The following is a 15,467-nucleotide window of genomic DNA, read 5'->3' on the forward strand; positions in this document are numbered from 1 at the left end:
ACCTGCGCCATTTCTTCGCCCCTGTTAGCAAATCTCACTAGTTTGGTTATGTTGAGCGCCAAGAGTCCATCGACTCATCTAGTGAATATTTCTTGAGCTTTAGATACAAAGTGCTTTTTGCGATCCCCAATTGCTTGGCCGCAAGCGTCGCATTACCGGAGGTCTCCCGTAGCACCTTGCATATCTGTTCAAATTCGCTTTTTGCTAAGCCGCTCAAGTTGGCTACAGAGACATCATCGCGAGAATCATCGGCACCATGCGAATCACTCAAAAACTCCGGCGGCAAATCATGATGACAAATAACATCCCCCGGAACGGTCAACACCAAGCCCTCAATCGTATTGCGAAGCTCACGGACATTGCCTGGCCAGGAATATTGCTCCAGCATTTCAAGAGCCTTTGGATCGAATATTTTCTCCTCGACTTCGTGCTGTTCACATAGTTGTCGAATGAACGACTTGGTCAACTCTCTGATATCGCCTTGACGGTCCCTAAGCGCAGGAATCCGGATGCTGGTCACAGAGACACGATAGAAAAGATCGATCCGGAATCGGCCTTCAGCCACCTCTTGCCGGAGATCTCGATTAGTTGCAGCGATCAAGCGAAACCGTACTTGCCTTGGCTTGGTATCGCCTAATCGATAAATCTGCCCATCTTCCAAGACCCTCAGAAAATGGGGTTGCAAATCAAGAGGCATCTCCCCCAGTTCATCAAGGAAGAGGGTTCCACCATCGGCGGCTTCAATTTTCCCGGCAACACCTCCGCGACGAGAACCAGTAAACGCTCCTTCGACATGGCCGAACAACTCACTTGCCAATAGTTCGCGACTGAGCCCACCGCAATTCAGCGCGATAAATGGGCCATCGCAGTACCTGCTCAATGAGTGAATTCCTTGTGCAAAAACCTCTTTCCCAACCCCGGTTTCACCTAACAACAGGATTGGAACTCGTGATTTTGCGAGTTGGGTAGCCTTGTCGATAGCCTGTTGCAGCTCTGGACTACTTCCCTTGGCGCCAGGGAAAGTAGCCTTTACATCAGCCGCTCCATGAGTAATAGACTGTGGCTTGCTCACACGGAATTTTGATTGTCGATTAGGAACCCTAACCACACTACCGACTCGTTCTCCGTTGTCGAAAATCGGCTCAACCCATTCCGACCGCAGCCAATCAGGCAAAGCATCTTTACAGGCAACCGGTTCTGCACCGGTTGAAATTCCTTCGATGCGATCCGGGTTATTCAGATCAATCCGACAACCCAAGGAGGTAAGCAAGGATGGTGCATTTTCGTTTAGCTTTATGGGAAACCCATGTCGATCAATCAGTATCGCACCAGCCCCGTCGGATGCGCTCAGTTGGGTTGTCGAGCGGTCCATCAAGCGGATTCGAAATTGCAACTCTTTCTTGGCCAAAAACGACTCAATTCGATTGGCAGTGGCAACGACCATAGAAAGACTATGGCGCGAGTAATTCCGACTCAGACCAGATACATCTATGACGCCAAGTATCTGACCATGAACGGGATCACGGATCACAGCAGCAGAGCATGTCCACCGCTTGATACCCTCGCAAAAATGCTCTTCAGAGTGAATTTGTACCGGCTGCCCCAATGAAATTGCAGTACCAATAGCGTTGGTCCCGCACTGAGCCTCATTCCAACTGGCCCCGGGAAGAAGATGTACCTTTTCCGCCGGCCCCATTGTGGAACTGTCACCTTCAACTTCAAGCACAATCCCTTTTTGATCTGTCAGGACCATCACAGTCCCCGTCTCGGAGAGAAAATCTCTCGCCAAAACCATCACGGGCTTACTGGCCTCAAGCAAATCCCGTAGTTGATATTTCAATATGGAAACATCGGGTCCAGCCAATGGGCTGGCAGCTTGACGAATCGAAGGGTCGACATTGGCGCCAAGGCATCGTTTCCAGGAGTCCTCAACCAAGCCGCGTAGCGAATCAGCGGAGGCATCGCCATTGCTCAAGAAGCTTTCCCAGGAGGCACGTACTCTGCCGTCGTCCTCGGGCCTTGAGAACATATCTCGCACATTGCTGAAGTTCATATATCTCCTCCTGACTGCAAAATCATCAGCAATTTTTGGCTTTTATTAGGCTGATTCAACTGTCCAAGCGGGAGTGCGAAGCGCTTCCGCAAGTGCGCTAAAAACATCAATGGATGCCTCATCACGCAGAATGACGAGCAAGCCGAAAAAATCAAAAAAAGGCTTACAAATCATCAATTCGTAATTCGTTAATTATAATGCAATCATAAGCCAATAACAAACTCAGGGGTAGCATCACCCTAAGCCTTCTGGCCTCCATATTTATCAGCAAAGAGTCGAGCGCTCTGTGCCACACTCATTGCAAAGACCAGGTTCTAATCAGGGGACAAAAAAAAGCCCGCCGAAGCGGGCCAAAACCCGATTTATCAACCTTATCGCTTGCGCATGAAAAAGCCATAAGGCACCTGGGAATAGATAAACCGGGAACGCATTCGAAGTCACTGTTCATTCAAAAAAAATGACGTGCATGAAAACACGAATCGATGACTAAATTTCCCGAAAAATTGATTTAACTCGCAAGACCATTTCGAGAAAAACGGGGGCAGCCGCTCTCCTTGGGCTCTTCTTCATCGGCGTATTTCACTAACCTGCATGATCGGCTGCGAATCCGTGTAGATTGGGATATCTGCCTGGATCCTTTGTGCCTGAGGGCCACACGACGGCCAGAAGGAATCCATTGATTCGAAATGAAGGTGCGCCATTGCCACGAACACCGGGTCTGTATTTCCCTCCCCAACCAGGCCAAAATCGACATCAATTTTCTTCAAATTATCGCCCAGAGCCTCCTGGACCATTGGGATGTGCTTGCTCACGTAATAATCCAAATCAAATACACAACCCCAACCCATTAACCCAATACGCATATCAAATTTACCGTACCGCTTCCGATCTATCAGCCTCTGCCTTTCAGGGCGAATAGAAATCAATACTTAATAAAATAATTACTTGAGCGGCAAATAGTAAGCTTATTGATGAATAATATATTTGTAACAGCCTACCAGAAATAACACCTACGCCAGAAACTGACCAAATCCGGAATAATTATCAAAAATAAATTATTTATTTATTTTTTACACTATCGCCATAATTTGCTTCCGACAAATTCGCCTCAGGACAGATGCCCCGAGGCGAAAACCACTTATGCGCTAGTTAAGCTCCGCCCGTTGCAACCTGCTCAAGCTTTTCAAGGGAGACATCGGTGTCTTTAACACCCTTGGGGTTGGACTTCATATTTGAAGACCAGGTAGTCGAGTGCTTACGCTTCACGTCAATGACGTGGCCAACTACCGGCATGACCGCTTTGTAGCCATCCTCGCCTACGTCAGGACGGTTCTGGAAAACCATAAATTTCCAGAATTCGCCCTTCTGGTCATACATTTCCCCCAAATACGGGCGGGGGAAATCCACCTCCATGTAAACCACTTTCTTGCTATAGGGGTGCTGTGGCGGCGGGGTTCCTTCAACTACATAGACCTCACGCGGCTCCCAGACAATATGCTTTGCGGGGAAGTAGTACGGCGCATCCTTCAAACCGATCGACGGGAACTCATCCAGTGTATCTTTCTTGGATAGATCCACGCTAACTTCAGGGCTATGGGCAATCGCAAACACCCAACGTTTGCCAACCAGTTTGTTTGCACGATACTTGGTCGGGAAAGCATCCCAAATATCCCAGTCATCATAAAGCTGATCAGTGCCACCGATCGGATCCATCCAGGCGCCGCCGGAAAGGCGGCGGGTACGACGAACCGATTTCAGGTAAGCCCAGGTATCGTCCGGCTTAGCGGAATCAGCCTGGTTGTAGCGAATAGAGAAGGTTCCCAGGCCACGGATATCCTGCGGGCTGGTAGCAAACAGATAGGTTTTCTGCGCAATGCTTCCATCGCCAACAGTGGTCGGCCCACCATCAAGACGGCCTTCCATGTAATACCGCCGCGACTGCCAGCGCTGGACCCGTTCGACGCCCTTGTCACCGGAGATAAAGGTGAAGGAAATATTCCGCAGATCCATGGTCGCACCATAAGTAGCAGCACGAAGATTCCAGATTACCTTGTCGCCAGCATTAGGATCATCAAGCTTGATTGAGTCGGGCGGAAACGGCATCCCTGCCGTCCAACCACTCATCGTCCTGTCCGCTGGGTTGAATTTGACGTTTTTGGCAAGCTTCTGAGTCGCCTCAACATACTTCGGATCCATCTGGATTTTCTTGGAATGCGCAATCTTGAGCGTCAAGCCCTCGCTCTTGATCATCAACTCCATCTTTTCCGGAATCATGCTACCGATAGTCTTGCCCTCGAACGTATCGTTGCGAATTTTGTCGAGATTGTCCTTGCTGATGACAGTCCCTTCCGCAACTTCCGCTGCGTTGGCGATCCCTGCCGAGAGACCCATGGTTATTAGGACTGCTGCAATAGACCGCACCCCCAAACCAAGCTGAAAATTCTGCTTAATGGTTGTCAATTTACCTCTCCTTTGGTTAAAACTGCCGAGTCAAGCGAACGACAAGTTGGTCGTTATTGGCGAAATAGCCCATCAACTGCGTTCCGGGAGCATCTGTATCAAACAGCTTTTTGCTGTCCTTCTGCGTCCAGAAAATATCTGCCTCCACCTTCAGTCGCCACTTGTCGCCAAGAACAAAATCGACAGCAGGAATGAAGAAACCACCACCGTTGGTCAGGTCAGTGCCAATTGCGAAGGATGGATTAATGGTGTCGCTATTGAAATTAAGAACGGTAAATGCCGTCAGGATAGTGCTGTGTTCCTTTTGCTTTGATCCATAGGCAAACAGGCGAGCCAGATCGTCCGAGTCCTGATAATTCAGGATCATCGTGTCGAACAGCTGGATCGACGAGAAAGACGGACGATTCGTACCCAGCAAACCCTGGAAGTCGATATTCTTGTCCGCGCGGATCATGGTCGTCAGGGTGTCCTTCTTCATGATTCCGCCCAAACCCACCCCAGGAAAATTCCCAGGAACGCTTGGCGTCCCGAATCCACCAGTACCAATGTTGTATGGCTGATCCTTGGTGAACGCGACCTCGGCACTCAACACAGCATCAATTGCCGGCGCATACCCGCTTACCGAAACGCCAAACACATCGATTACCGGATGAATCAAGTCAAAAAAAGCACCGGTCGGCGTTTTCTCATACGGCTTGAAGACCGAATTTGCGACCGGATCTGCGGCGAACGTCCTGATGTAGGCCAGCGAGTAATTAACCGGGCCAGCCTCTCCTGACCATTTGATGCCGCCAGTGACATCCCTCATATCCCCGTCCGGATGACGACAATCGTTGTCCGTAACAGCTGTCAGGTCATAGCCACGATATGGCTGGAAGAACCAGCGCCCCCCCCGAATATCGTAGGTATTACCGATATCCTTGCACTGGTCTATGCCAGGGCGAACAAACGCATGAATCTGGCCGCTAGCTTCAGGAACCTGAACCTTGGTTGCGAGAAGCCAAAGCGGCTTGCGCCATTCCTCGTTCTCGCCCTCGAAGAAAAGGCGCCAACTCATGTCATAACCATGCACCACATCCATCGCATGGAAAAAGTCACTCTCGCCCCACACGATCTGTTGCTTACCGATGCGAAAACTAACCCTTTCGCCCAGATTGAACTCCGTCCATAGCTCGCGAAGATCAGCCTTGTTGTAGTTGTCCATAATGTTGCTGGACTGACCACCGGTTCCGGTCCCGTTTGTTGATCGCAGTTGCTCCAGATCCTTCAGATAGTCGGTCTTATATTCGCGATCAGCTCGGGCAACAGCCTTCCACTTCAATGGCCCCGTCCTGGCATCCATATCTAGAAGCAAGGACCCTCGCAACATTGATGGCTTCCATTTGTCATCGGCCGCGGTTTCTGGCTGGTCTTTCATATTGAAAGAAGACCAGCCTCGGACATAGCCACCAAGGTGAAAACTGTTGCCATTTTCATCGGAACCGGAAGAGCTTGTTCCCTCGGCGCTTGCAGCTACATTCCATTGCGCCAGTGCCAGAGAAATTGCCACCCCCAAAATACTTCGATACACACCACCACTTTTTTGTCTCATCTTCTTTACCCTCTTCTCGTTGATAACCATGGACAAAGCGCTTCGAGAAACGCCATGGGTTTGGCTATGCCGGTTGAACTTCCTGCTCAGCGATCTCCACCGGATGCCTTTTGCTGCCTACAACAAACTCTGGTCTGAACACATAGACCAAGGCCGGCATGACAAACAATGCAGATGCTGCAGAGATGCCCAGCCAGATTGCGATCAGGATTCCCATATCTGCTTGCAAACGCAGTGAAGAGAAACTCCAGATAATCACGCTGGTAATCAGGGTGATTGCGGTAACCAGTACTCCCCTGCCTGCGCTGAGCAAAGCCTTGGTGATGGCCTGTTCAATGGTGCACTTGCCGTGATGTAGTTCTTCGCGAATGCCATCAACGATGTAGAAGGTGTAGTCGACACCGAGCCCGATGCCGAGAGCGACCACTGGCAGGGTATTGATGTTCATGCCTATGCCCTGCCATGCCATATAACTGAAGGTCAACGTATTGGAGAACAGCACCGGAACCATGAAGAACATTCCCGCCACGGTTGAGCGATATGTGAAAGCGCTACAAGCAACAAGCACCAACAAAGCCAGTGCAATAGCCTCAATCTGCCCGGACAGAATTACCTCATTGACCGCAGCAAGAACGCCGACCAAACCACCTGCGAGAAGTATCTCGGCATCCTTCATGGGATGCGCTTCAAGGTAGTCCTTGATGCGCTGAACTGCCGTGCTGATGGTGACGCCTTGGTGGTCGCGGAAATAAAGCGTAATAGCGCCGTTTTTGGCTTGAGGATCGGCAAATCTATCCATGTCGCCGGGGTCGGTCCCCGAAACAAACATGTACACAAGTTCGCCGTTCTCATTGGCGCTGTTACCCAACTCCTGATAGCGGGAGTTGCCCTCTCGAACTACACGCTTCACAGCTGGTAAGACGTCAGCCAAGGAAATGCTTCCGCCGATCTCCGGCTGGGCCTCCATGTATTTCTGGAAGCTTTCCATGCCTTTCAATACTTCAGGTTCTCTGAGCGCACCCTCCGTCTTGCCTTCCACGACAACAAACATTCGATCGGAACCCTGGAATTTGCCATTGATTGCCGCGGCATCCTGGTTATATCTAGAGTCTGGCCAAAGGATGGGAGAACCAGGGTTGGCATCACCAACCTTCAAGTTGAACGCGTAAATTCCTGTCAGGACGAAGGCAATACCAGTGACACAGAGGACCACATAGCGCCAGCGAGTAGATACGACATGGATACAAACGCCGAGAACTGCATCCAGAACTGGAGAAATATTGACGGGGTGAACTTTCTTGCCGCTGGTCGAAAACCAGGAGAGCAGAACCGGGGTCATCAACAGCGCAGAAATTACGATAGAAAAAATCCACACCGTTCCGATATAAGAAATTTTTTCAAGCATCGGAATCGGCGTCAGCGCCACCACCAGGACGCAGCCAGCATCTGCAACAACCGCCAGCAGGCCTGGTTTAAACAAGTTCTGCAAACTGGCCTTTGCAGCAGCAGCCGCACTAGGCGTGCCATTGGCCACTTCATCATCGAATCGCGAAACCAGTTGAACAGAGTTCGAAATCGCTTGGGCTGTGATCAGAAACGCCACAACGATGACCAATGGATCAAGGTGGAAGCCCATGAGCTTGGCAGCTCCCAGCGCCCAGATTGCGCTCAGCGCTCCTGCCGACAACGGAAGAAGCGTGCCATGCCAACTCCGGGTAATCAGGAAGAGCAAGGCAACTAGTGCAGCTACGGTGATCAGGAAAAGATGCAGCGTTTCCGTCAGATAGTGCCCAACAATGCCATAGAGCAGAGGTTCGCCAACCATGCGTACCTTGACACCGTCGCCTTGGGCGGCATCAGTGATTGCACTAATCTGGTCATAGATCTTCGAGTAATTGATACCGGCATCTATAAAATCGACCGTAATCAGTGTGGCCTTCATATCCAGGGAGACATAGGCCCCGAATACCAAAGGATTGTTCAGCACCGACTCCTTAAGAACTCGCAGTTCGGTACTGTCTTTTGGAAGATCTGGCCACATCAGGGGACGCGACTCGATTCCATCGGTCGAAGCCCTGACCTCCTTGATCTTTTTTGAGGCCAGGGAAACGATCTGATAGCTATCGACGTTGGATACTTGCTGAAGAGCCTTGGTGATTGTCTGGACGCGCTCCAGCACCTTCATCTGGAATACGTCGCCATCCTCAACCTCCAACATGATGCTGATCATGTTGGAGCCACCGAATGTCTGCTTAAACTGGTCGTTGACCTTGATGTACTGATGGTTGCGTGGAAGAAGGTCGCTGAATACGGTCTTAACCTCAATCTGCGCGGCCAGGTAGCCCATCAGCACGGTTATAGCCATGACAAATGAGACAACCAGAACCCGATGGCGAATGAACCACTCAATCGCCCCCCCCACCATCTTGAAAGTTTTATTTTTCATGAGATTTTCTCTGTCGATCAGTCTGCTGAACGGCCGTACACGGTGAGACGGTCTGGCGTTAGAAGGGCCAGGCTAGCGCCCGCCAAAACGTAGTTGTTAGCCTTGCCAGAGCTTGGCACGCGCAAAACTTGTGTGTTCCAGCCCAAGTTGCCTTCACTAACTCGCGATGCCTTCCAGATGCGTCCATCCGCATCGCCGATGACAATCACCCCTTTGTCACCAACGGCAACCCATTGGGCTCCATCCCAAATCACATTGTTGAGATGTTCTCGAGTCTGACGCTCCACGGAAGCCCATTGCCGCCCACCGTCACGGGTAACCAGAATCACGCCAGAGAGTCCAACAGCCACGCCGTTCAATTCATCGCGTAGATACACAGACATCAGACTGGACTGAACCCCGCTACTTGCAGCCTGCCAAGTTGCCCCACCATCAGCTGTTTTCATGGCCTGGCCGAACTCACCGACCAGTAGTCCAAAATTGCCAGAGAAACTGACATCGTTCCAAGCCTGGTCTTTTTCCGGGAATACCCGTTTCCAGGTATGGCCAAAGTCGAGTGTTTGCAGCGCCGCACCCAACTCACCAACCGCCCAGGCCTTTCCGTTGTCGTAGGCTCGGACGCTAAGTAGCTTATTTGCCACCTCTGATTTTGGGACCTGAATTTCACGCCAGGTCTTGCCTGCATCATCGGTTTGAATGAGAACCCCGTTTCCGCCAACCGCAATTGCCCGATTTACGTCCCAGGCAGCAATCCCCTGCAGATTTTCCACAGTCGGAATTGACTGGGCGGCCCAAGTCTTTCCAGCATCGTCGCTACGAACCACCTTGCCATTGCTGCCAGCTGCCCAAATAACATTCTCAGTTGGCATTGCGACGCCAAGAAAGCGATCGCGTCGTTCGATTTCGGGCGGCTTCACTGAAGACACCTCGGCCGTTGCTTTTACAAAAAATGCGGCATACAGCAGCGCACCGATAACTGCGATCGGGATCAATGATGTCGCGATGGTCACCCCCACCCGAGCCTGACTGTCGAAATTTTCAAATCTTGGTAGCATTTACCCTCCCCTTCATGACCATCAAATGCCTGATTGGCTACTGCCGAATTGCGTACGAAATAGCCAGCTGCCGCCGCCCAACTCGCCCTAACATTCGTTGGGGACATAGCCATCCCCGCCATAACCAATAGCAACCTAGATGCCAAACAAAAACAAATCGAGAAACATTCGCATAACAAATTGTTTTTATTAAACAAATTAAATTCACTTGGGATATTAAATTGGCCACAAAAAGGATATTGCGTCGCAGCAATTCCGATGCAAGTCGGACGCTCAAGGAGGGAAACGTTTGATTACCGGACGGCGAAAATTACAGTAGATGCAATCCGTTACGTCGCCGAACGGTATCGAGGAAGGACTGCATTCCGCTGGGGTGGAATCTCTTTCGATTGCCCCTAAAAACCCACGCAAAGCAAAACGGGCCGTCGGAAAATCCGACAGCCCGCTCGCTGATACTTATCGTGCAGTTAAATCACCGGACATGACATCGTCCAACTACTGCAACAGCCTACCCTCCATGCGCCTTATGCTGGAGCTAACCCCGTAATCGGGCTAGGCAGTCCAAAACATGCTCAGGACGTTCATCGCTGGGCACTTCGGCGAAGTAGAACTGGTTTGCCATTAGCGGAATAAGCTGTTCATTGCTCCAGAGGGTGGAACTCACGTTCACTCCCTGCGCCATGCCACTCCTTTCTAGTCCAAATTCAGTAATCAAGACGTCAATCTCGGATAGCGCAGTATTGGCGACCAGCCCTGCATCTCCAAGACGAACCGCCAAAGGCCAACGATAGTGCTTCGCCACGTTGATGATTGGACGATACAACTCAAGATCGATCGGCTCTGAGGATTGATCGCCCACCGCCTCTTCGAATAAAAGACCACCAACCTCATAAACCGAAACAGCACGAGCCAGATCAGCGATATACATTGCGGCATCCTCGACGCTGTCTGAGTCAACCTCCATTGCACCACGCCCAGCCAACCCATTAGCATGTTGCAGCCAATGCCGAGGGGACGGCATTGCCAATACCAGTGGTTTTTGGCCCCGCAGATGAGCCAGAACGGCTTCGACAACTTCAGCTAATAGCGCACGTGGTTGAGTCTGTTCAAGGAGCTTCCGCAGCGGGAAGGAAAGCTTCCGCTTCCCTCCCAGTTCAGGCTTCAACTCCGGATTTCGACTCAACCAAGAATCAAAGAGCTCGCCGACCTCAATCACTGCCACATCCGGCTTCAGCAAGCCTTGGGCCTGAGAGAAATAGGAAAGGTATTGACTTGCGCTCTCCCACGGATCACCCGATGCTCCAAGAAGAAGGCGTCGGGTATAGGCAGAAGACTTAAGCCACATCCGGATCCCGGTAGGGACGCCATCAGCGCTTATGAGGTCGGCGAGGCTTTGGCTCATTTCTTTTCGTCCCCGTGTGCGCCAAGAGCTGCCAAGCGAGCTTCCAGTTCATCAATCCGAACATCTTTGGGATTGCGCATGTAGTTCGGACGCGGTTCGTTTGCCTTGCGAGTAATGTCAGGACCGCCTGCGTATAGGGTGTCCACATCATCACCCCAGCATCCAAAATATTGCAGGTAAGCTGGTGGCTTCGGCTGGTTCCAAGTCTTGATAAATTCAGCGAACGGAACCCCACGAGCCAGACGAGCCTTTCGTTCATCGTTGCGGGCAGCCTTGGTGGCGTCATAATTCACGGACAAGGTCACTGGGTCGAATTTCACCTTGTAGAGCTGCTCAGCCACCCCTTGGGAGATCAAGTGCTCTTCAATATCCTTGATGACAGCATCCGGGTTCCGCTCAAGCAGGTCGCCATAACCTGCACCAGCCCCCTGCGAGATCATGAACAGCTCGCCCTTCTTGGAAATTTCGAAGCCCATACCCATGTGGTGGGTGGTATAGCTAGCGCCTTCAAATGGCTGCTCGTTCATGATTTCGGCGATCGAATGCTTGAACTTCTCAGGCTCGTTCAGCAGAACATCATAGACATTCACATCCTTAACCTTGCACAGCGGATAGGCGCCGCAGGCATAGCCGCCAAACAGCCCTTGGATGGGAGGAATCTTGGCTCCCTGGCAAACAGTCATGAAGCCCCACTGCTCGCTATCCTTGGTCGAAACCATCATGGTGTAGCCCTGTCCGCCCCGATACTTGCCTGGAGCAACAGCATCCATGGTCATCTTTTTCGAGACCAGTTGCAGGAAAGGTACGTCTTCCTCATTCAGTTCCTGTTCACCGATATCGGCCATTGTGGCAAAAATCGGAGCCAAGGCGTGCTCGCCATCCATGTCGGAACGAGCGCCTGCACCCATGCCGTTCAAGTCAGCGCAGAGGTTGCCCAGTGTCTCGCCATGCTGACTGACACCACCCCAAATGAAGGTGTTGATCATGTTAAAGGTCGGCGCGTGAACCTTGGTGTACTTCTCTGGGCAACTGTACAGGAACTTTGCCACAGCATGCTGGCCGGCGGTGAAGCCGGTAAAAATCGACATCAGGCTCTGCGAGTTCGGCGCATCGTACGAGCAATTAACGATCGAATGCGGATCGGTAATCACTTCGATTGGCGCGAAAGCAGCCTGACCACGCGGCAAGTCCGGCCACACGTAGCAGAGGAACACCTGTGCCAGCATGCCCTTGAGGCCAGCCACAATGGTGTTAGTCGCTCGGTTTGTGAACTCCGGACTGGATCCCCGGAAGTCAAAGATGAGTCGATCACCGGTCTTGGTCAGTTTACAGTTGATCTTGACGACACAATTCTCGCGCAGGGTCGAATCCTGAATGATGTAAGTACGCACTGTCATGTCCGGCCATTCGCTGACGCGACGAACAACCTCAGCTCGGACATTCTCCATGGTTAGGCGCAGCGTCGAAATAAGCGCTTCAGGACCATCGGTATTCAGGGTTTCCTCGACGCGCTGCTTAATCCGCAGACAGGCATAGAGTTTGACCTTCATATCCTCGTACTGCAGCTTCGGCTCACGCACGGAGTTTTGCAGGAAGGTCAGAATGTCGCGCTTGATCTGATAGTTTTCAACAACGCGGAACGGGCTCATCTTCAAACCTTCGTCGCAAGGACTTTCTGCCATGGAAGGCATACCGCCCGGCTCGATAGCGCCGTTCTCACCTTCATGCACCGTCGATGCAACCCAGCACACCAGCTCCCCTTTGTGGAAAATGGGGAGAATCATGCTTTGATCGGTGTTATGAACATTGCCGTAGCGCGAGTCGTTGTGGATGAAACCATCACCTTCGCGCACACCGACCGTCGGATCGTTCATCCAGTTCTTGATAATGAACTTGATCGGGTGATGGACCAGGGTAGAAAAGATCAGAACGCCGCCCGCACTTGCGATGGCGAGGTCACCTGAAGCAGAGTACACGCCGGTAATGACGTCACCCCACTTTGCCCCCGGAGCTGCACCCATCTGCTCCACCATTTCATAGCCCTCATCACAACCCGCTTGAATGCGGTCGCGAATCTTGGCGATCATGTGGGTTTCGTTGACCTTCTTGATGCACTTATCTTCAACATCCGTTCGTGGCATCAAGTCATGGTTTTGCATAATTTCCGGGTCAGGACCCAGGAAAAGCGTCGTATCACTGAGGAACTTCTTAACCAGCTTGACATCCTCAGGGCTCAACGTTTTGGCCGCATTCGGCATTTTCATATCGCTCATTTTTAATCCTTGCAATTATTTAAGGTCCGTCTAACCGGCATCGATCAGGCTCGAAGGAACCAAGAGGCACCCTGCTTCGCGGACACAAAGTTCCAGCCCGGATCAACCAGATAGGTGGTCACTTCCGAAGCGATGATGGCGGGGCCAGGAATCTGGACTCCCGGGACAATCGCGGCCCGATCCCAAACAGGGACGTCGAAAGACTCCTTATGGCCAACGAAGTAGCACTTGCGGGTAGAAGCCGGTGCCGGTGGCCCTTTACGCTCATGCGAAGGCACTGGTTTGATATCTTCGAATTGCACTGTCTCAAGGCGGACGAAGGCAGCCACGCGAATGGTGTTGATACGAATACCAGCCTCCGGCGCCTGGCTACCTTCACCAAAACGCTTGCCATAGTCGTTCGAGAACTGGGAAATAATCGCCAGCACATCGGCTGGGCCGTGCACTTCATGCGCAGGAATCACAGCCGTGGTCTGAACTAATTGGTTGCCATAACGCAGGTCAAGCTCAAGGCTGTGGAAAATCTGCTCACGCGGCACCCCCTGACGGAGAAGATCCTGGGTTCCCAGCTCCTTCAGTTCGGCAACGATATCGTTAAAGCGATCGTAATCGTCAAAGATGTGGCGCGTATTGGAGTCATACAATACCATGTACAGCGATTGCTCATGGATGTGTAGCTGATGCATATTTCCAGCACCCACCGCAGAAAACACCGAGCTAAACGGGGGAGCCAAAATCTTTTCGATACCCAGGTTTCGAGCAATCCCGCAACAGTGCAGCGGACCATTGCCACCATAGGCCAGCATGGTGAAATCCTTGGGATCGTAGCCACGCGCACGGAGTTCGGTGAACAGGCCATTGGCCATATTGTCATCGACCTTTTCCCGAATAAGCATTGCAGCTTCGATAACGGAACAATCGAGATCGTCACACAGCGCATCTTCAATCGCCGATGCAGCACGCCGAGCATTTAGCGGAATCGATCCGCCGGCGTAATTCTTGGCATCAAGGTAGCCGAGCACAAGGTCTGCATCTGTCACGGTCGGATTCATACCGCCGCGGTCGTAGCAGGCCGGCCCTGGATCGGAGCCAGCACTTTGCGGACCACACTTGACGGTATCGTACATGCGGTCATAGCTGGCGATCGAGCCGCCACCGGCACCGAGTGTGACCAAGTGGACCATTGGCACAGACACCAACCAGCGGTCGATGACCGGATTGAAGTCATAGTGCTTGATACCGCCGTCAACCACGATACCGATGTCGTAACTAGTACCCCCCATATCGGTGGCTACCACGTTCCCCAGGCCTGCCTGCATTGCCAGATGCTCAGAAGCGGCAATACCGGAAACCGGACCGGAGTGGATCGTCTGCAGAGCATCTGTCGAATTCAGCTGCGCCATACCCCCAGAGTTATGAATCACCAGCATCGGCTTTTCATAGCGGTGCGCACGCAGGTTTTGCTCAAGGGCAGAAAGTGCGTGATACATGGTCGAGTGCAGATAGCCATCAACAATGGCAGAGGTAGCGCGGACATATTCACCCTTCCGGCCAGCCACCTGATGAGAGAGGATTACCGGGATCGCGCCAAGCAGATGCGATGGGTACTCTTCAAGCAGGATTTCCTCGATACGCTGCTCATGAGCCGGATTAACCACACTGTTGACCAGCGCCACCACGATGATTTCAGCACCCTTGTCAACCAAGGATCGAATTTGAACACGGACATCGTCTTCATCCAGAGCCATGACCAATTTGCCCTGAAAGTCGACACGCTCCCGAACCCCCCGAATCATATGAGCCAGGACGAGCGGATCCGGGCGGCACGCATTTGGCATATCTGACTGACCCAGGCCATCGAGACCTTCGCCATATCCGCGAGCGCGGCTAAGGGGAACAGTTGCTTCAAAACCGGCAGTAACCAGCATGCCAATTTTCGGGCCTTTGTGCTCAATCAGCGCGTTGGTACCCAAGGTCGTGGCGTAACGGACAGAGTCCACTTCAGCCAGGATTTCCTCAAGCTCCAAGCCCAGGACGTGATACGCCTTGCTAAGGGCCTCGTTGAAGCCCAGCGCCAGATTATGGTGAGTAGTCAGGGCTTTGGCTTCAATGTATTTGCCATCCCAAACCACGAAACAATCGGTGAAGGTACCACCGATATCAACAGAAACTCGCCTCATATTATCT

Annotated in this window: 9 protein-coding genes; all 9 read right to left on the reverse strand. The window is 51.9% G+C overall.

Annotated features, from left to right (window positions below; genetic code table 11):
* Window positions 1-46: 46 nt before the first annotated feature.
* Window positions 47-2,053, reverse strand: coding sequence for a sigma-54-dependent Fis family transcriptional regulator (locus tag KI613_RS16035; RefSeq protein ID WP_226401202.1), 2,007 nt, complete (start codon window positions 2,051-2,053; stop codon window positions 47-49).
* 566 nt (window positions 2,054-2,619) lie between these two features.
* A complete protein-coding gene (locus KI613_RS16040; protein WP_404826942.1) occupies window positions 2,620-2,865 on the reverse strand; it encodes an EthD family reductase in 246 nt (81 codons plus the stop codon).
* A 337-nt stretch (window positions 2,866-3,202) separates the two neighbouring features.
* The gene (locus KI613_RS16045) at window positions 3,203-4,513 is read right to left on the reverse strand and encodes a DUF1329 domain-containing protein (RefSeq protein ID WP_226401204.1); all 1,311 of its coding nucleotides are present in this window, start codon (window positions 4,511-4,513) and stop codon (window positions 3,203-3,205) included.
* 16 nt (window positions 4,514-4,529) lie between these two features.
* Window positions 4,530-6,134 carry a DUF1302 domain-containing protein gene (locus KI613_RS16050; protein ID WP_226401205.1) on the reverse strand — a complete coding sequence of 535 codons (1,605 nt, stop codon included), beginning with the start codon at window positions 6,132-6,134 and terminating at the stop codon, window positions 4,530-4,532.
* Between the two features lie 34 nt (window positions 6,135-6,168).
* Window positions 6,169-8,550 carry an efflux RND transporter permease subunit gene (locus KI613_RS16055; protein WP_226401206.1) on the reverse strand — a complete coding sequence of 794 codons (2,382 nt, stop codon included), beginning with the start codon at window positions 8,548-8,550 and terminating at the stop codon, window positions 6,169-6,171.
* A 17-nt stretch (window positions 8,551-8,567) separates the two neighbouring features.
* Window positions 8,568-9,605 carry a WD40/YVTN/BNR-like repeat-containing protein gene (locus KI613_RS16060; protein ID WP_226401207.1) on the reverse strand — a complete coding sequence of 346 codons (1,038 nt, stop codon included), beginning with the start codon at window positions 9,603-9,605 and terminating at the stop codon, window positions 8,568-8,570.
* Window positions 9,606-10,140: 535 nt separating this feature from the next.
* A complete protein-coding gene (locus KI613_RS16065) occupies window positions 10,141-11,007 on the reverse strand; it encodes a hypothetical protein (protein WP_226401209.1) in 867 nt (288 codons plus the stop codon).
* Window positions 11,004-13,280 carry a hydantoinase B/oxoprolinase family protein gene (locus KI613_RS16070; protein ID WP_226401211.1) on the reverse strand — a complete coding sequence of 759 codons (2,277 nt, stop codon included), beginning with the start codon at window positions 13,278-13,280 and terminating at the stop codon, window positions 11,004-11,006. The genes KI613_RS16065 and KI613_RS16070 overlap by 4 nt, the downstream gene beginning before the upstream one ends.
* 44 nt (window positions 13,281-13,324) lie before the next feature.
* On the reverse strand, window positions 13,325-15,460 hold the full coding sequence (locus KI613_RS16075; protein ID WP_226401213.1) for a hydantoinase/oxoprolinase family protein: 2,136 nt from the start codon (window positions 15,458-15,460) through the stop codon (window positions 13,325-13,327).
* Window positions 15,461-15,467 lie beyond the last annotated feature (7 nt).

It is taken from the genome of Ferribacterium limneticum (assembly GCF_020510585.1).
In the GTDB taxonomy this organism is placed as follows: domain Bacteria; phylum Pseudomonadota; class Gammaproteobacteria; order Burkholderiales; family Rhodocyclaceae; genus Azonexus.